The sequence below is a fragment of the Chryseobacterium sp. JK1 genome, from assembly GCF_050632815.1.
Classification (GTDB): Bacteria; Bacteroidota; Bacteroidia; order Flavobacteriales; family Weeksellaceae; genus Chryseobacterium.
This window is the reverse complement of sequence record NZ_JBODRU010000001.1, coordinates 88381-107826: the sequence shown is the minus strand read 5'-3', so window position 1 is coordinate 107826 and position 19446 is coordinate 88381. Positions and strand designations below refer to the sequence as shown.

Below are 19446 nucleotides of genomic sequence, written 5' to 3'. Positions count from 1 at the left end.
CAAGTATTATCAGGCTCTTGTACTGATTAAAAAATATACAGGCAGATTAAAAATCAATGTTTTTTATATTTTTCCAGAACCTGATCAATGATAGAACTGAGGTTCACAAACTGTTGAATCAGTGTACCCATATCTTTCTGCAGGGTTTCATTTTTCAGCTCTATCCATCCCTGCATTAAAGTAAGCGGACCATAGTTAACGCTCACATTCGGCCAATATTTTTGATATTTTGAAAATAGGGTTCTAAAATTCTCTGCAAAATCCCGGCTGGCAATTTTATATTGTTTTAGCTCACGCAGTTTTAATGCATGAATATTATAGTAAATCCGTCCTTCTTCTATCGTCTTATCATTAAGCCATATTGAAAAGAAAATCCGCCCTGTTTCCCCTTCTGTTGTTTTTGAATTGCCATACCAGTGAGGCTTATGAATTTTAAGAGCAACGGATCCCAGTACAACATCAATGGTGATCTTAAGATGATCCTTATCCAACTCTTCTCCTGATATCTCTGAAGCCGACAAACGAAATTCATTAAGATAATAAGTAAAATCCATTTTCAAAATTTTTGTAAAGATATACAATACAGTATATGAGCATTACTAAAATTTCAGTATACTTTCATCAAACAAAAAACCTTCAGAAATTCTGAAGGTTTTTGATATTATTTTTTGATAGAGTCTTTTTTCCAATTAGCTTTGAAATCACAGGTACTGTAACGCCCATCTATGGAAATGAAAGTGGTTGGTAATTTAGAGTTGACAAACTTTTCAATCATTTCATTTTTCTTTTTATTCAGCGCCATCTGCTTGATTCGGCTGAAATCTGTTTCCAAAGTAATCTGGTGAGCAGGAATCACATCTTCCATTTTAAGAATCTTAACAACTTTTCTTCTGTTATCATCATCTTCAAAAGCGGTAGTGATGTCTCCTTTATTCAAACCAGCCAATTCGTAGCTGATTGTCCCAGGGATACTTTCTCTTTCAATTTTATCAGAACCGTCTGCTCCAGGAACAATTCCTGCATTGAACTTGGTTCTTTTGTCATCTGAAAACTTGAAAGCCGCATCTTTAAATGTCATTTTACCATCAAGGATTAATCCTCTGATACTGTCGAGCTTTATTTTTGCAGTCTTAAGTTCCTCATCTGTAGGAGTAGCCTTTAACAAAATGTGTCTCGCATCATATACTTTACCTGATCTCTTCAGTAACTGAATGATATGGTATCCGAATTCAGATTCAATAGGTTCTGAAATTTCATTTTCCTGAAGGTTTAACGCAGCAGCTTCGAATGGTTTTACCATTTGTCCTTTGTTGATATTTTTATACAAACCTCCGTTGGAAGCAGATCCTTCATCTTCAGAATAGATTCTTGCCTGGCTTTCAAACGTTTCCCCGCCAAGAATATCCTGTTTGATCTTTTTCAGTCTCTTGATAAGATCCTGCTTATGAGCTTCCGTTAAAGAAGGGTAAATCATGATCTGGGCTAAAGTAACTTCATCCTTTACCTGCGGTAACTGCATCTTGTACATGTTGTAAAAGTCTGTCACCTCATTTGGCGTTACATCTGCCTTATCTGTAATTCTCTGATATTTTGCCTGTCCGTAGTACTGATCGGTATCAATTTTTTCGATAGCGTTCTTCATCTCATAAGAGTTTCTGAACTTATAAGCAGCAAGCAATGTTTTTTCATCCGGAAATTGAGAAAGCAACTGACGGTATTTTGCATTAGCCTGTTCTTTAATGGCAGCAGAACGGTTTTCAATTAATGTATCTTTTTTTGCTTCGTATACAAGAAGCTTATTGTTGATCAGGTTTTCAAGGAACTCACATTTGTCTGTATTATTTGCTCCCTGCTGTTTCCCATAATTCATCTGCTCGGTTACATCAGATTCCAAAACGATCTCATTACCTATAACAGCAGCAATACCATCCACTAAATCTCCTGGTTTTAGCTGGGCATTCATCATATTGGAAGAAAACATCATGATGAAAATCCCAAGGAGAAAAGTGATTTTTAGTTTATTTGTCATTTTACTATTTTAACAAGTTGCAAATTTAGAATTCTTAACGAATTTTACTCAATTTTTTATTATAAATATTTCTTAAAAAGACTTATTTACTGCAGTTCAACATCAAATGTTGTTAATTCTTTAAATTGTCTCAATCTGTTGAACATATCAGATTCATTTACTTCTTCAATTCTTTCAGTTCCAAATTTCTCAACAGTAAATGAAGCCATTGCAGAACCAACGATAAGTGCAGATTTCATGGTTTCGAAATCAATTTTACCTTTTTTGGCAAGATAAGCCGCAAAACCTCCTGCGAAAGTATCTCCAGCACCTGTTGGGTCAAAAACATCTTCCAATGGAAGAGCCGGGATCGCAAATACTTTATTGTCATGGAAAAGTAAAGCTCCGTGTTCTCCTTTTTTGATGATCACGTACTCAGGTCCCATTGTATGGATTTTTTTAGCAGCTTTTACTAAAGAATATTCTCCTGAAAGTTGTCTTGCTTCCTCATCGTTGATGGTAATAACGTCTGTTTTAGCAATCATGTCCATCAAAATATCCCAAGCAGAATCCATCCAGAAGTTCATGGTATCAAGGATAACAAGTTTAGGGCGGTTGTTCATTTTTTCCAATACAGATAACTGAACACCCGGGTGTAGGTTTCCAAGTAATAAAATTTCGGCATCCTGCATTGAGTCCGGAATTTTCGGATCAAAATTTTCCAATACGTTCACCTCAGTAGCTAACGTATCTCTTGTATTCAGATCATTGTGGTATTTTCCTGACCAGAAGAATGTTTTTCCTTCTTTCACGATTTCAATTCCTTCAATATTTACCTCTCTGTTTGTAAACATATCAAGGTGCTCCTGTGGAAAGTCTCCTCCTACTACAGAAACGATACCGGATTTAACGCCTAAAATAGATGAAGTGATCCCAATATAAGTGGCTGCACCTCCCAAAATTTTGTCCGTTTTACCAAATGGTGTTTCAATTGCATCAAATGCAACACTTCCTACAACTAAAAGTTTCATATATTTTTCAATGTATATTAAAAGTAATTATTTTTTCCATTCAAAGGAATCCAACAGATGTTTCATATCATTTTTGATATAATTCACTGCAGGAGCCAGAGAGTCCGGTTTCGGTCTCGAATTAAAGTATAGATAAGCAGTTACGAAATGTTTCGTACTGTCTGTAATGTAAAACTGAAGATTGGAAGCACTCTGCCCTTTCAGCTCATAGAAGTTTCCGTATACCTTTTTTTCAGGGTATTCGAAGGATTTTGTATCTATAGAACTGGCTTTTATGGTATGTTCATATACCATTTTTTCGGCCTCCTTAATGTGTTGTGCAAAGTCATTCTGTATCGGGTAATAGGTAACGAAAATCTTCGCCTTCATTTTAGGATAATTCAGATAGAACCAACAAGGCTTCTTTGCCGGGGTAATATTGGCAAAGTCCGAATATTCAAAGGTATAGGCACAATCGTTTACAAACTTCTGGTATTTCGGTGCGGGGTACTCAAGACGCAGTTCTCCATAAGGTTTTGGAACAGGATCTTTTCCACATGAAATTAAAAGCAGTGATACAAAAATAAAAATGACTTTTTTTATCATTTTGCAAAAGTACAAATTAGATTTCAGATTTCGGAAGACAAATTTCAGTCTTTCAGAGAGTTTTGGATGTAATTTTCCAATGGCTTGGGAAAGGATTTTTCATGAGAACCTTCCACATCTGTGATCAGGTATTGATTTTCAGCAACAAAATCATTCCAAACCACTTCAGAATCTACATTAACATTAAAGATTTCAATGCTTAGGTTTTTGTGGGTCAGTTTATGATTAATGGTTTTAGAACCTGTAATGCATGTTTCCATATCCTTAGAAATGGCGTTGGGAAATTCAAATAATTTCTTCCAGATAAAGTCTTCTTTTCGTTGGCGGATCAAAAATTTTCCGTTTCTGTGCACAAAATAATAGGTCAAAGCAAGGTCTTCTGCCTTCACTTTTTTTGTTTTCACAGGATAATTGGAGATATTCTGCATCGAGAAAGCAAGGCAATCTTTATTTACGGGACATTCTCCACAAAGCGGATTTTTGGGTTTGCAGATTTCTGAACCAATATCCATCATCGCCTGATTAAAATCTCCCACATTCTCCGGCATTACCAGTTTTGCCAATTCAGAAAAATAGGTAAATGCTTTAGAATTCGAAATATCAAAATCATCGGCAAAAATACGGCTCAGAACGCGGTAGAAATTTCCGTCAACTGCAGGTATTTTTCCATCGAAACAAATACTTGAAATAGCTGCTGCAGTATACTTCCCTACTCCTTTCAGTTGTAAAATTTCTTCATACTGATCAGGAAAGGCACCTTTATAATCATTCATGATTTGCTGGGCAGCTTTATGGATATTAATGGCTCTTGAATAGTAGCCCAATCCTTTCCAATACAGTAAAACTTCATTCTCTTCAGCTTCTGCCAATGTTTTCACATCCGGAAAACGCTCAATAAAATTATTGTAATGATTAAGACCCTGGTTGATCCTTGTCTGTTGAAATACAATTTCACAGATCCAGATCTTGTACGGATCTTTTGTCTGTCTGAAAGGCAGATCTCTTGCATTGTTTTTATACCAATCCAGAATATTATTGCCTATGTGCAAAAAATCTGAACTCCTGATGTCCTTCTCCAAAAATTTTTGTTTATCTTTTTAATGATATGCTTCAAATTCATTTGACACGGCTTTGAAACATATTCTGCCTGCAAAGATAAAATTTATTTATCAGCTTTCACAGAATATACAGGAGCTGCTTTTAGCCACTGATATTTAAGATTTCTGTCTTTTGCAATAAATCGGTACCCTTCCAGCTTTTTCAGATAAACATACATGGAGTCGTTATTTTGAATCTTTAACTTGTACTGAGACAAAAACATCATAGGTATTTCTACTGTGGAATCTCTGACCGTTTTTAAGACTTTTCCTGAGCTTACTTTATACAGGAAAAATGATTTTCCACGATCTTTAGAGCTATCTGCCAATTTTACCGTTGAGCTTGCGACAACAAGTTCACTCCCATCAAAGCATTCCTCTTTATTCATAATATAAGCCTTCCCTTCCTGTCGTTCATCGGAAAACAGATCGTTTTCATAGTGGCCAGGGCTTTGGTATTTTTTTTCACAACTTACCAGAAGTACCATCAATAAAGCAGGTAAGCTTATGATAAGTTTTTTATTCATATTCAATTTCATAGGTGTTGGTTGAAAAAAAACCGATGTATAATGCATCGGTTTTTATTATTTAAAGTAGGTTTATTTTACTCCTGAGCATATTCTGCATCCCATTCGTTACCATCATCTCCTTTGTGTCCGTCTAGTTTAATAACGAAACTTTTTGTTGGGAAATAAGGCGTCATACGGATATCCAGCCATACTCTGTCTTTGTTCACTCTATCCTGTTCGAAACGAACAATTTTGAATTTTTCAATTAATTTGTCCGGTCCTTTGATATTATCAAGGAAGGTAACGATCTGTCTTCTCAAATCGTCTTCGTTTTTGGCATTCCAGTTTTCGAAGGCTCTTCTGTTCAGGAAGTCAAGCAATACTTTGGTTACATAGTCGAATACACGAACTACGGAATACGTCTGAAGACCGATATTGTCTCCTGTAAATAATGTCTTTGCAGAGAAAGCCATTATTTTCCCGTACTCATTTACCATAGGTACAAGACCCATTTTTTCCAATTGAGAAATTTCGCTTTTCTTCAATTCGAATTTTACAGCGTCAACTTCGTTGATGTTACCATGCTTTTTACCTGCTGCTACCTGAGACATCAGGGTTTTGTGAATTTTACCTGCTAATGAAGTGGAAGGTGGAAGTTCTACATTCTCTTCTTCTCCAACTTCTTCAGCTTTTCCACGACCTACCAGCCAGTTACACGTCATAATAACGTTACTTCTGTGAAGTTCGCCTCCGGTAAGGTTGGCAGAGTGGAATAAATCTACCACATCATCCGGCTTATCAAGGTTGGCGAAGTCTGTAACCATCATTACTTTGTTTTCGTTACAGATTTTAGCCCATTTCTCGATCACTTTATTAGATCCTAAGTATCCAGGAATCGCAAGGATTGAGTAGTTATCTCTAAGGTCAAGACGGTCGTAGTAATTTTTGAATTCTTCTGAGATTGCATCGATGAATAAAGGATTATCAAGGTCTGAAACCTGATCAATACTTGCATTCACAATGCTTACGTTATCCACTTTATCCAATTCTGTATTTTTGTAGAATTGAGCTACTGTTCTATAGTTGGTTTCCAACATACGAACGGCATCCAGTGTATTTTTCAGGTTTGTTTTTAGATTCTGATCAGCCTGTTGTGCTTTTGCTTTGCACGTATCGGCCATTTTATCTGCAGATTCATTTCCTTCCAGAAGGCTTACCCAAAGGTTGATCTTCTGAAGAAGTTCTTTTCTTTCATCTGACTTATTGCTATCATTCAGGAAGATTTCCTTTCTTGCTTTTCTTGTCGGGTTCATATTGGCGATACCGTCTACAACGGATTCAACAAAGCCAAAACCTCCCATTTTATTGAGCTCTGCAAGCGGGTTGCCTTTCGGCTGGCCGGAATGTTGCTGCTGCCCCTGCTGCTGACTTTCTTGTGCCTGTAATTTGCTATCCATGATTTAAGTGTAAGTGTCTTTAATTATTTTTCAAGTTCTTGTGCTACATCTTTCAATACTTCGATGAACGCTGCTCTTGTTTGCTCGTTCTCCAACATATTGCGTAGAATTTTATTTGTTTTCAGCTGACGTACTATTTTATTGTACTGTTCCTGTTCCATGCTCAATTGCTGCAGATAATCTGACTTCTGAGTAAGGCTTTTCGGGGTAAAATCACCAAGGTTCTGAAAACGGAATTCTTCTTCCACCATTGCTCCGTCTTCTGATTCGTGCTGTACAGATACAGAAGGTTGGAAATGTTTGAAAACATCTTCCACGGTTTTCAATCCTGTTACAATTTCAGGGGTATAAGATTCATCTGTTGTAAGCTGGCTTACTATCAGTGATTTATTTTCCTGTATTTCCTGAATAGCTTCATTAGCGTCTACTTTTACCTCGTTGCCGCCAACACCATAATTAAACATTGCCATATTATTATTATTTTGAGATTTACTATTTTGGTTTGGATCTGTCTTTGAGTAATTTACAGACGAATCGAATAAATTACCAATCCAATGTTTAAATTTAAAAAAAAACTGTAACATACAAAATTTTGTCAAGATTTTTCTTGAATTATTTAAATTTTCCTCTCCTTATTTAACATAAAATCAAAATCTTATGATATCACTAAGCTATGAAAAAATAAATAAAGTAATTCAAGAAAAAAATAAATAAATTTTTGTGCGTCGTACACTTTTCCCATGACTACTAAAATAGGAGTTCTTCAGGCCTTACAAAAAATATTTTTTATATTTAAACAAAGTAAAAAGCGTCATGAAAGATGTAAAAATAGCATTTAGAAAGCCCATATTTCCAGTTTCAGAGGCACTACAGCAATACTTGGAAAAATATAACAGAACGACGCAGATAAAGTTTCTGTATGAAGATCTTCTAAGATTCAGTGACAGTGTAAGTATTCTGGATAAAGACGGAAAAGATACTTTGTGGCTTGGGGTATTATATTCTGAACATGAGTTTAAGGAAATAGAAGCCAATCTCAATAAAATCTATACTCTTCTGCATTCTGACGGGGATATCGCTACCTTACCTTATCTGAAAGTGGATACGATCGACTTTTGTACTTTCGGAAATTCTAAACCTTTTCGGGTTCGGGTGAGAAATATACTTAATGACAATTATACCTATTTTTATATTAAACAGGCGGATGCTTCCCGAATATTCGGACTGGAACTCGAAGATCTGCTTTCTCCCAACCGAATTAACTTTCTGGTTTACAAAAATACGTTGATTGAGGAACATATTTTAGGAATTCCAGGAGATGTTTTTATTCAGAAACATATGTTTAACTGTACGGAATTGGAAAAGGCACAGATTTCTAAGGAGTTTGTGAAATTCAATGAACGTTGTCTCATAGGGCTCCTTGGTGATATGCGTTCTTATAATTACGTGGTGATTCCCATCCATGATTTCGACCAGGTTATTTACCGAATCCGCCCCATAGATTTTGACCAGCAAAGTTATGAGGGGAATTTGAAAGTCTATCTTCCCCAGTATTTTAAGGAAAACAATCAAATGGTGAATATGGTCCTGGAAAAACTAAAACCGAGCTCCATAGAGCAGTACCGTAAGGAAGTACGTTCACAGATCGTCAAAAGAGTGACCAGCAGCCAAAACAGATTCGAAGAACTCATTTCTATTATGAAAAAAGACAATATTGCGCCAGAGACCAACGTCATAGAATTAAGAACAGCTTTACAAAAACTCACTTATGATGTCAATTTCAAATATTGTAAAACGATGGGAGATATTATAGAAACCGGGATCAAGTTTGTTCTTAAGAATTATAAAAAAGAATATTAAAAAGAGAATCCGCCTCGCATTGAGACGGATTCTTTCTTTTCTAACAATTTTCGGGTACAATTACCAGATTTTTATTCTATCCTGAGGTGCTTTGTATAGTTTATCACCTTGTTTGATATCGAATGCTTTGATGAAAGAATCCTGATTAACCAACGGACCGAATGCTCTGAACATTCCCGGAGAGTGTGGATCTGTTTTCACCTGATTGATCATATACTGATCGGTTGCCTTGGTTCTCCAAACAGTTGCCCAGCTCATAAAGAATCTTTGATCCTGAGTGAATCCGCTGATTTTTCCAGGGTTTCCTTTGTCTTTTAAATACATTTGAAGCGCGTCATACGCAACAGCTACTCCCCCTAAGTCACCAATATTTTCACCACTTGTGAATTTTCCGTTTACAAAACTTCCTTTTACAGGCTCGTAAGCACTGTATTGAGCAGCCAGCTGAGCTACTTTAGCATCAAAGTTCTTACGGTCTCCATCTGTCCACCAGTTGTTCAGGTTACCATCTCCATCGAAACGGGAACCACTGTCATCAAATCCGTGAGAGATTTCGTGTCCGATAACGGCACCAATACCTCCGAAGTTAACAGCTGCATCAGCCTTAGGATTATAGAAAGGAGGTTGAAGAATCGCCGCAGGGAATACAATCTCGTTGTTTGATCCGCTGTAGTAGGCGTTTACCGTTTGTGGAGACATTCCCCATTCTGTTTTATCAACAGGCTTTCCTACTTTATCTAAACTTCTCTGATATTGCCACGCCGCAACATTCTGAAGGTTAGAGTATAGTGTTGCTCCTTGTTTTGGAGATTCTACTTTCAGTTGGCTGTAATCTTTCCATTTATCCGGGTAAGCAATTTTCACGGTAAATTTGGATAATTTTTCCTGAGCTTTTACTTTTGTTTCAGGAGACATCCAATCTATATTGGCAATGTGGCTTTTAAATGATTTTAAAATGTAATCTATATAAGTTTCCATTTGCTTTTTAGCCTCAGGCGTAAAATATTGGTCTACATATAATTTACCAAAAGCTTCTCCAAGAACACCGTTTACAAGAGTAAGTCCTCTTTTGTTCATTGGACGCTGTTCTTTCTGACCCTGTAAATATTTAGCATAGAAATCGAATCTGATTTGCTCTAAGCTGTCATCCAGATTGCTTGCATTTCCGTTGATAATATGATATTTCAGATAATCTTTTAATAACGGAAGGTTTTTCTGAGTGATGAACTGATCCATATTCTGGTAATATTTCAGTTCTCCGATAATAACTCTGTCTGTATTGACACCAGCGTCTTTCAGATATTTTGCAAGATCAATGTTTTTAACAAGCCCTGAAAGTTCGGATACATTTTTAGGATTGTATCTTAAATTGGCATCTCTATTCTGCTCAAGAGTTAATAAATAATTTGCCAGTTGCTTTTCAAAAGTAACAACATTCTGTGCTGCCTGTGCTGAATTTTTGTATCCTAAAACACCAAACAGTTTACCGACATAAGTCTGATATTCCGCCAATGTTTTAGTATTGGCTTCGTTTACCTTCTGATAATAGTCTCTTCCTAAACCAAGATCCGGACCTCCAAGGTAAACAGCATTCATCTGAGAGTTTTTCATATCTGCTCCCACTCTCCAGCCATAGAAAGAATTATCTCCTAATTTGGTAGCATCTAAAAGATATTTCTGAAGATCGTTAACGTTTTTTATAGCATCTACTTTTGCAAGATCTCCTTTAATTGGAGCCAGTCCTTCTGCATTTCTCTTTGCAGTGTCCATAAATGAAGCATACAGGTTTTGGATTTTCTGTCCTTCTGAACCTGCAGGATATGATTCTGTAAGAATTTTGTTCAGGATATCTAATGAAGCATCATCTACATTTTCTCTCAAGGCATTGAAAGATCCCCAATTGGCTTTATCCGAAGGAATCTGAGTGTTTTTCACCCAATTTCCGTTCACGTAGCTAAAAAAGTCATCCTGCGGACGGACATTGGTATCCATATAAGATAAATTGATCCCCTCCTCTTTTACTTCTTCTTTCACCGGTTTTTCAACGGCTACCTTTGCAGCCTCAGTCTTAGTATCTGTCCCTGCAGTCTTTGCTGCTCCACACGAATTGAGAAATACTATACCTGATAAGGCCAGTATTCCAATATTTAGCTTTTTCATTAAAGATAATTTTTGATTTTACACAAACTTACCAAATATACAAACTTTAATGATATGTAATGAATGATAATTGATATATGAGTGTTTAATGTTTAATGTTCGACGTTATTATGCATGGAACCACCCCGTCAAAAATTCTTTGAATTTTTACCACCCCTCCGAGGAAGGGGAATGATGGAGACCGTTGTTATAAATATTATCCCTTCGGCTCAGTCTCACAATCCCTAAAACCTACTACCTGTCACCTACCCCTTAAAAAACAAAACCGCTCATTGCTGAGCGGTTGTTATTGTTACCAGATTTTGATTCTGTCTTCCGGAGCTTTGTATAATTTGTCTCCTTTTTTCACATCAAATGCTTTGTAGAAAGCATCAACGTTGATTAACGGACCGAAACTTCTGAAATATCCAGGGGAGTGCGGGTCTGTCTTAACCTGATTGATCATATATTTTTCGCTTGATAAAGTTCTCCAAACGGTTGCCCAGCTTAGGAAGAATCTCTGATCTTGGGAGAATCCGCTGATTTTTCCAGGATTTCCTTTATCTTTTAAATACATTTGAAGAGCATCGTATGCGATGTTTACTCCCCCTAAATCGGCAATGTTCTCACCGTTTGTGAAAGTTCCGTTTACGAATGTTCCTTTTACAGGCTCATATTTGTCATATTGTGAAGCAAGAGCTTTTGTTGCTTTTTCGAAGTTAGCTTTATCTTCCGGAGTCCACCAGTCTACAAGGTTACCATCTGCATCAAACTGCGCCCCTGAATCATCAAATCCGTGGCTCATTTCGTGACCGATAACAGCACCAATTCCTCCAAAGTTTACTGCGGCATCAGCTTTAGGGTTGAAGAATGGCGGCTGAAGGATTGCTGCAGGGAATACGATTTCGTTAAATACCGGATTGTAGTAAGCATTTACCGTTTGTGGAGTCATTCCCCATTCTGTTTTATCAACCGGTTTCCCGATTTTTGCCAAATCTTTGTTATACTGCCATTCACCAATATTCTGAAGGTTTTTGTATAATGAACCTCCTTTATCTTCAGGAAGAATGACCAATTTAGAATAATCTTTCCATTTATCAGGATATGCAACTTTTACTGTAAACTTGTTCAGCTTCTGCATTGCTTTTTCCTTAGTGGTAGCAGACATCCAAGCCAGGTTGTTGATGTGAACTGCAAAGCTTTTCTTTAAGTAATCGATCAATTCCACCATCTGAGCTTTAGCTTCTGCTGGGAAATATTTCTCAACATACAGTTTTCCGAAAGCTTCTCCTAAGTTTCTGTTGATCAACTCATATCCTCTTTTGTTAAGAGCTCTTTGTTCCTGCTGACCTCTCAGGTATTTTCCGAAGAAAGCAAATTTCATGTCTCCTAACTTTTCGCTTAAGTAAGAAGCACTTCCGTTGATCATGTGGAATTTAAGGTAATCCTTAATCACCGGAAGATTCTGAGTGTTTACTAATTTATCAAAGTTTTTGTAGAAACCTAGTTCTCCAATAATTACTCTGTCTGTATTTACTCCTACTTTTTTAAGATATGAAGGAAGATCCACTCCTTTTACCAGAGTAGAAAGCTCAGCCATAGTCTGAGGGTTATACTGAAGGGTATTATCTCTACTTTGTTCGTTGGTCAATAAAGTCTGAGCAATGCTCTTTTCATAATTAACGATACCTTTTGCTGCTTCGTCAGCATTTTTGTATCCTAATTCTTTTAACATTGAAGCTACATATTTCTGATATTCAGCAATAGCTTCTGTATTTTTATCGTTTACTTTCTGATAATAATCTCTTCCTAAACCTAGAGATGCTTCACCTAAGTAAACAGCATTCATGTTTGAATCCTTTAAATCTGCGTATACTCCCCAACCGTAGAAGATATTTTCACCTTCTTTTGTTACTGAAGTAAGATAGTTCTGAAGATCCGTCATGTTTTTGATGGCGTCAATTTTATTCAGGTGATCCTGGATAGGTTTGATACCATCAGCATTTCTCTTATTCATATCCATATACGTTGCATATAGATCCTGGATTTTTTTACCTTCGCTTCCGTCAGCAAATTTATCCTTTAAAAGAGAGTTCAGGATCGTCATGGAATTGTTATCCGTATCTTCTCCTAACTTGTTAAAACTTCCCCAAGTTGGCTTGTCGGATGGGATTTTAGCGGTTTTCATCCAAGTTCCGCTCACATAGTTATAAAAATCATCCTGTGGACGCACTGAAGTGTCCATCAAGCTAAGGTCTAAGCCTTTGTCTGTGTTGTTAACTGCGGTTTTCACCGATTTTGCTTGTGCGCTCATAGTATTCTGAGTGCAGATCCCTGCTATTAAAAACAAAGAAAGCGTTATTTTTTTCATTATGATAACAATTTATATAATATGTATGATGAATTAACTATTTGTTACTTTTCGATAAAACAAATTTAAACAAATATTAAGAAGTTGCTATCTCTTTTACATTTCCTGTTCTTTTCAGGAAGCCCCAGGACTGCATTTCGCCTTTCAATGCTTTTCTTAAACTTTTAAATAATACAATATACATCAGCCATCTGTACCCGAATCTCTGCGGAATGATATACAGCAGATTGATGAGTTTCTCACGCTGCATAATAAATGCGATTAATGCTAAAGAAGCGTCCACCAATAAGAAGATCAGATAATAGGAGAATATTTTGCTGCCGTTTCCGGACAGAATTCCAAAAAGCATAATCACATCTGCCAATGGCGAGAAAAATGGAATAATGTATTGGAATAATAAAATATTCGGCATTGCCCAAATTCCCAGTCCTTTATATCTGGGGTTAAGGAACGTCTGTCTCTGTTTCCAGAACATCTGCATAATTCCGTATGTCCATCGGAAACGTTGTTTTAAAAACTGTTTTACTGATTCGGGAGCTTCCGTCACAGCAACCGCTTTATTTTCGTTGGCTACGGTATATCCTTCTTTCAGGATTTTTACGGTAATATCACAATCTTCAGCTAACGTATCTGAGGAATATCCTCCTACTTCATTAATTACACTTTTTTTAAATGCTCCGATAGCACCCGGAATTACAGTGATTGCATTAATGTTTGCATAAGCCAGTCTGTCAAAATTCTGACTAGTAGTATATTCTATAGCCTGCCATTTTGTAAGCCAGTTTACTTTGTTTCCAACTTTCACATTTCCTGCCACTGCTGCAATTTTTTCTTCTGGAGAAGCATTTAAAAATCTCGCAATCAGATATTTTACAGCATCCTGCTGTAGTTTGGTATCAGCATCTATACACACTACATATTCTGCATCCGTTTGTGAAATACCGAAATTCAAGGCTGTGGCTTTCCCTCCGTTTGCCTTGGTGAATATTTTAAGGTCCGGGTGATTCGGGAACGCTTCTTGTGCTTTTTCATAGGTAGAATCTTTGCTTCCGTCGTCTACCATAATGATGTTGAAATTAGGGTAAGTCTGCTTCAGGAGATTTTGTAAAGAAGATACAATATTCACTTCTTCATTGTAAGCGGGAACAATGATGGAAACTTTAGGATACGATTCCAAAACAGGAAACTCACTCAGTTTATTTTCTTTTCTTTTTTCTTTAAATGCCCAGTATGCCATCAGTAATAGTCTGATTAATCCTAAACCAATAAAAATTGTAAATAGAGCTACTAGAAAGTGGCTTATTCCATAAATCACGGTGGCTAATACCAAATTCAACTGCATCACATAATAAGATCTCGTTTTGGGAACTTCAGGCATCAGCTCACTTTTACTTTTATGAAGAAGGGTTCTGAGGTTGGTAAAATGATATCCCTGTTTCTGTAATGTCGGAATTAAAATTTTTAATGCTTTTATAGTTTCTTCTCTTGTATCTCCACCAGCATCATGAAGAAGAATGATGTTTCCTCTCTGCATCTTGATCCCTGCCATAACCCGCTTTACAATTTCATCTGCTTTCACTCCTGGCTGCCAGTCTTCAGGGTCAATACTTTCACCAATATCCAGATAGTTTTGCTGTCTGGCCAAAGCTACCGGAATAATCTCTTCGGAAGTTGTAGGCTCAGAATCGGCATTATAAGGAGCACGGAACAAAATGGTACTGTGCCCTGTGATACATTCAATCAAAAGTCTTGTCAGTTTCATTTCAAGCAAAGCTCTTTGTGGGCTTACTTTTGCAACATTTTCATGAGTAAAGGTATGATTTCCTATTTCATGTCCTTCGCGATAGATTCTTTTAACAAGCGGAAGATTTTTTTCTGCATTTAACCCTATTAAAAAGAAAGCTGCCGGAACATGATATTTTGATAAGATATCCAATACCTGAGGGGTATAGGTTTCATCCGGGCCATCATCAAAAGTCAGGACAAGTTCTTTTTGTGGAGCACTTCCGTATTTTTTTACTTCATATGAACTTGGATACGTAATATAGTTTTCGTCTGTAATGATTTTCTCTTTCGGATCAATTTCTATGGCAATTTTTCCATCATGAGGAGTATTCAGTACGTCCAGCACTTCACCGTCACCGATATAATCTACCATGGTCTGCCCTTTTACATTTTGCAGATTTTTCAAATTAAGTTTAGAAACCCCTGCAGAGGTAAGATCTTTGTCATAGAAATTCCAGACTCTGCTGTCCTCACTTCCCAGTCTCCAAAGTGCAGTTCCTGCCAACGGATACTCTGAAGAGAATCGCATTGTGTTGAAGATAGATGCTGCATCATTGAAAAACACTGTATGAGTAAGGTTTTTGGAATCTGTGTAAGAATAGTTCAGATTAAAAGTATTGTCATTAAAATCAATTACTGCTTTACTGGCATTAGCTTTTGTAATGGCCTGCATATACGTTACAGAGGTATTGTCCTCTTTATTGGAGCTCCAGTCATAGCCATATGCTCCCAACCCAAGAATAATCTTGTGAGGGGAAGTTTGCTTAACCATTTTACCGGCCTGTGCTTCTATCCATTTCTGTGAAGAAACAGGACCAGCATCACTTCCAGCGGAATACTCGTCGTAAGCCATTAGTACAAAATAGTCTACATATGGATCTAATCTTGGGATGTTATAATCATCATTATCCGTCATAATATCCATAGTAACCAGAAGCTGATTTTGTTTAAAAGTCTCTGAAAGCTCTTTCATAAAAGCAATCAGATTATCATCAGAATTCAGGTTCATGTCCTCAAAGTCAATATTAATTCCTTTGAAGTGGTATCTTTTACACTGTTGGGTTATTTTTTGAATAAGAGCAGTTCTTCTTTTAGGATCATTAAGCACTTTTACCAATCCTTCAGACCGGAACTCTCTGTCTGAGTTATTACTCAACATCGGCATTGCGGCAACCCCTGTTCTTTTGATTATTTTATAGCCTTCCGGGTCTACGTTGGTTTTCAAATCTCCTGTTTTAGGATCAATAAAAAACCATTCCGGGAAAACCAGATTGACATGTCTGATATTTCTCTTTAAAGACATTAAAGATTGAGCATCCCAGGCTACATAAAATGCGGAGCGAATTCCTCCCGGAAACTGTGCCCAATTTCTGTTTTGATTTTTATATCTTTCTTCTCTTGCCTTTTCTATCTTGGCAAGGTTGGTATGGATATTTTTTTCAGAAATAAAACTTCTGAATCCTTTATATTCTTTAGAAATTCTATTTTCCTGAAGATAAGGTTTGTTGGCGGTAATTACTGCTTTATAGTCTTCCTTAAAAGGAATTTTTGGACTTCTGTCCAGGGTCATCATCAAACCTAAAGCAAGAAAAAGCAAGGCTCCCATAAAGATAAAGAAACGGCTGCCCCACTTGACACTTTTCCAGCGTTTTTTACTGTTGGTCTGAAAAATCTGTTTGGAATTTTCCACGATTTTAAAATTTTAATGAATGGTTTTCAAAAAGTGTGAAAAAGCACTCTAAAATTAATTAAAAAAAAATTAAAAAAACAAAATATTAAGGTAAATAACTTATCTACAATTTTTTAATATAAGTAAAAAAGTCACAAAAGTGTAAAAACTCCTGTGACTTTTTCCGAATTTGTAAATAATAAGGTATAGCTTATTTTTAAGCGCAAAGTTTTAAAAAATATAATATTGGATATTTTAGAGAGCAAAGGCAGATACATCTGCTACGCAAAGCTACACGCTTCATCAAATCAACTTGTTGATTCTTTCTTTGCTTTCCTTAAATAGGACGACATAAATCTTCTCTTTGCGTTAAAAACTGTCTCTTTTATGCTATAAAAATCTATACTGCTACCAGCAATGATACAAGATCCTGAATAACCTTCTGAGAAACAAAACTCATAAAATCCAGTCTTTCAAGATGCGGCATATACAATGTAGATGTTACTTCTTTATCTTTGATTCTTATAGTATAAAAAACCGTTCCCACTTCTTTACCATCTTCTCCTCTCCCGGGCCCTGCAACGCCTGTTGTAGAAAGAGAAATATCCGTATCAAACAGTTCCTGACAGCCTTTTGCCATTTCCCGGGCCACCTGCTCACTGACAACGGTAAACTGGTCTACCGTTTCTTTTGAAACATTCAAGATTTTGATCTTTTTTTCTGTGGCATAAGGCACTATTCCGCCAAGGAAATATTTTGAACTTCCTGAAACCGATGTCAGCATTTTAGCCAACTCTCCACCCGTACAGCTTTCTGCCGTAGAAACCGTCAGTTTTCTTTCTGTAAGAATTTCAGCAAGAATATTTTCTATTTTGTCCTCTGATACAGCAATCACATGGTCACCCAATAAAGGAAGTACTTTCTGAATTTCATCCTCAACCTGCTTTTTCAACGTTTCTTCATTCTCCCCGGACGCTGTAAGCCTTAGCTTTACTCTGGTTCCTATCGGAAGGTAAGAAAGGGCCAAATTTTCAGGAAGGGCAAGTTCCCAATCTTCAATAGTATCAGCAAGAATGCTCTCCGGAATTCCTACCACAGATATAATTCTCGTATGGATATACTGAAGGTTGAATTTTTCCTGCAGGTAAGGAATAATCTGGTCTTTGATTAATGGTTTTACTTCATACGGAACGCCAGGTAAACTATAACACAGTTTTCCATCCAGCTCCATCATCATACAAGGTGCTGTTCCATAATGGTTTTGAAAAACGACTGATTTTGTAGGAACAAATGCCTGCTCTTTATTTCTTTCTAAAATATCTGCACGCCCTCTTCTTTCCATATAGTTTTTAAGATGATTGAAGGTCACCTCATCCAAGGCAATTTCATCATTAAAAAACTCAGCCAGGGCTTTTTTAGTTTTGTCGTCCCGGGTTGGTCCCAGCCCTCCTGTAGTGATAATCAGATCACCTAATTCAAAGGCGGTGCTCAACGTATTTTTAATGGTTTCAATTTCGTCAGAAATGGTAAAAATTTGTGAAACTTTTATCCCGATATTCTTCAGTTCGGAGGCAATAAAATTAGAGTTGGTATCTATCGTGTTTCCAGAAAGGATTTCGTCACCAATGGTGATCAGAACAGCTTTTTCCATATATCAATTTGTTGAAAAAAATTCTCTGCAAATGACGGAAAAATCGGTGGCTGCGGCAACATAAAATGATTTTTTCTATTTTTGACAAAAATTGTTTAAAACTATAATTAAAGATGATGTCTAAATATGATGATGCTTCATGGCATTATGGTGGTGATTTTCCTGAAGGACTTCCTCAGAAAAACGGAGCAACTCATACCGGGATGTTCCTGAACTGGTGTATCAACCATGATATGATTTCTGAAGAACTGAAAGAAGATGCAAAGGAAGGAATTGAGCTTGTGAAGCGAAGAGAAATAACAGGTGCAGAATTTGTAATGGATTGCTGTGACGGAAAATTCTCAGAGTATGATCTGAATGATCTCGGGAACAGTTTTGCAAAAGACTATTATGCAGATGACACCGATTTTGGAAATAAATACAGCTCATTTGCTGATGATTTCGTCAATATTTTTGATGCAAAAGCAGAAGAAAATGACTACGAATACGAAACTTTCTATCATATTGAAGACACCTACGAAAATTACGATCTGATGAAAAAGGTCATTGATTATCGTTTTGAAGAATGGAAGGAATATATTGGAAGCTAACAAGCTAATACAGGTGAAGAAAATGTGAAACACCGACCTGCCGGCTCAACAGCAAATCGTCAACACATTTTCTTCACTTTCTATTTTTTATTCCTTATTTATCATGCCCTATCCAGATCAGTTCATTGGTATTATAGCCTATTTTTCTGGCTTTTTCCAGGAAGCGCTGTCTCATACTTTCCGGAATATCAGTTGTTCGGGATAGGATCCACAAGTATTTCAGGCTGCTTCCTGCAACAAGAGCATATTGGTAATCTTCATCAATATCAATGACATTATACCCTGCCCAGATTGGTTTGAAAAACGACACTTTCAGCCTGGCTTCTGTTTTATCTTTTACGAATTGAGCTTCTCCAATAGATTCACTCCAGACTTTTTTAAGATAATCGTATCCTTTATTTTTTACCTGAATGCTCCCATCCGGATTTTCTGAATATTCTGCAGTGACATTATTCATATTTTTTTCAAATCGATAATCGAAACGGGCAATTTCGTACCATTTACCCAGATATTTTTGGGCATCAAAATTCTTCACTGCTGTTGCTCCTCTGGGAATTCGGACAGAGTAAGAATTGAACAGAATAAGTCCCAATGCTCCCAAAGAGACCGGAAGTATAATTTTGTGAAGAGTTTTCATAACAGAATTTTTTGGTGTAATGTTTATAAAAGCTTCAAAAATAATGCCTTTGCTCTA

The 19446-nt window shown here is 36.7% G+C and carries 15 protein-coding genes; 2 read left to right on the top strand and 13 right to left on the bottom strand.

Annotated features, from left to right (window positions below; all coding sequences use genetic code 11):
- Positions 1–53 precede the first annotated feature (53 nt).
- From ACQ76T_RS00540 to ACQ76T_RS00505, 8 genes are all read right to left on the bottom strand, one after another.
- Positions 54–554 (bottom strand): hypothetical protein, encoded by a 501-nt coding sequence (locus ACQ76T_RS00540; RefSeq protein WP_431341407.1) that lies wholly within the window; start codon positions 552–554, stop codon positions 54–56.
- 107 nt (positions 555–661) lie between these two features.
- The gene (locus ACQ76T_RS00535; protein WP_431341406.1) at positions 662–2029 is read right to left on the bottom strand and encodes a peptidylprolyl isomerase; all 1368 of its coding nucleotides are present in this window, start codon (positions 2027–2029) and stop codon (positions 662–664) included.
- A gap of 86 nt (positions 2030–2115) precedes the next feature.
- The gene (locus tag ACQ76T_RS00530; protein WP_431341405.1) at positions 2116–3039 is read right to left on the bottom strand and encodes a PfkB family carbohydrate kinase; all 924 of its coding nucleotides are present in this window, start codon (positions 3037–3039) and stop codon (positions 2116–2118) included.
- Between the two features lie 27 nt (positions 3040–3066).
- A complete protein-coding gene (gene gldD / locus ACQ76T_RS00525) occupies positions 3067–3624 on the bottom strand; it encodes a gliding motility lipoprotein GldD (protein WP_422691313.1) in 558 nt (185 codons plus the stop codon).
- Positions 3625–3668: 44 nt separating this feature from the next.
- Positions 3669–4703: an A/G-specific adenine glycosylase gene (gene mutY / locus ACQ76T_RS00520; RefSeq protein ID WP_431341404.1), complete on the bottom strand. Its 1035-nt coding sequence runs from the start codon at positions 4701–4703 to the stop codon at positions 3669–3671.
- A gap of 83 nt (positions 4704–4786) precedes the next feature.
- A complete protein-coding gene (locus tag ACQ76T_RS00515; protein WP_431341403.1) occupies positions 4787–5248 on the bottom strand; it encodes a hypothetical protein in 462 nt (153 codons plus the stop codon).
- A gap of 77 nt (positions 5249–5325) precedes the next feature.
- The gene (locus ACQ76T_RS00510) at positions 5326–6687 is read right to left on the bottom strand and encodes a DUF5458 family protein (protein WP_431341402.1); all 1362 of its coding nucleotides are present in this window, start codon (positions 6685–6687) and stop codon (positions 5326–5328) included.
- Between the two features lie 23 nt (positions 6688–6710).
- A complete protein-coding gene (locus ACQ76T_RS00505) occupies positions 6711–7157 on the bottom strand; it encodes a type VI secretion system contractile sheath small subunit (protein WP_431341401.1) in 447 nt (148 codons plus the stop codon).
- Positions 7158–7500: 343 nt separating this feature from the next.
- Between ACQ76T_RS00505 and ACQ76T_RS00500 the strand changes: the two genes are divergently transcribed.
- Positions 7501–8547: a hypothetical protein gene (locus ACQ76T_RS00500; protein WP_431341400.1), complete on the top strand. Its 1047-nt coding sequence runs from the start codon at positions 7501–7503 to the stop codon at positions 8545–8547.
- A 60-nt stretch (positions 8548–8607) separates the two neighbouring features.
- Here ACQ76T_RS00500 and ACQ76T_RS00495 read toward each other — a convergent pair whose 3' ends face one another.
- From ACQ76T_RS00495 to ACQ76T_RS00480, 4 genes are all read right to left on the bottom strand, one after another.
- On the bottom strand, positions 8608–10707 hold the full coding sequence (locus ACQ76T_RS00495) for a M13 family metallopeptidase (RefSeq protein WP_431341399.1): 2100 nt from the start codon (positions 10705–10707) through the stop codon (positions 8608–8610).
- Positions 10708–10999: 292 nt separating this feature from the next.
- Positions 11000–13057, bottom strand: coding sequence for a M13 family metallopeptidase (locus ACQ76T_RS00490; protein WP_431341398.1), 2058 nt, complete (start codon positions 13055–13057; stop codon positions 11000–11002).
- Between the two features lie 76 nt (positions 13058–13133).
- Positions 13134–16532 (bottom strand): polysaccharide deacetylase family protein, encoded by a 3399-nt coding sequence (locus tag ACQ76T_RS00485; protein WP_431341397.1) that lies wholly within the window; start codon positions 16530–16532, stop codon positions 13134–13136.
- 379 nt (positions 16533–16911) lie between these two features.
- Complete coding sequence (locus tag ACQ76T_RS00480; RefSeq protein WP_431341396.1) at positions 16912–18162, bottom strand: CinA family nicotinamide mononucleotide deamidase-related protein; 1251 nt, start codon at positions 18160–18162, stop codon at positions 16912–16914.
- A 113-nt stretch (positions 18163–18275) separates the two neighbouring features.
- Between ACQ76T_RS00480 and ACQ76T_RS00475 the strand changes: the two genes are divergently transcribed.
- The gene (locus tag ACQ76T_RS00475; RefSeq protein ID WP_431341395.1) at positions 18276–18752 is read left to right on the top strand and encodes a hypothetical protein; all 477 of its coding nucleotides are present in this window, start codon (positions 18276–18278) and stop codon (positions 18750–18752) included.
- Positions 18753–18846: 94 nt separating this feature from the next.
- Here the strand turns inward: ACQ76T_RS00475 and ACQ76T_RS00470 are convergent, their stop codons facing one another.
- Positions 18847–19389, bottom strand: a complete 543-nt coding sequence (locus ACQ76T_RS00470) for a lipocalin family protein (protein WP_431341394.1) — start codon at positions 19387–19389, stop codon at positions 18847–18849.
- Between the last annotated feature and the right edge of the window lie 57 nt (positions 19390–19446).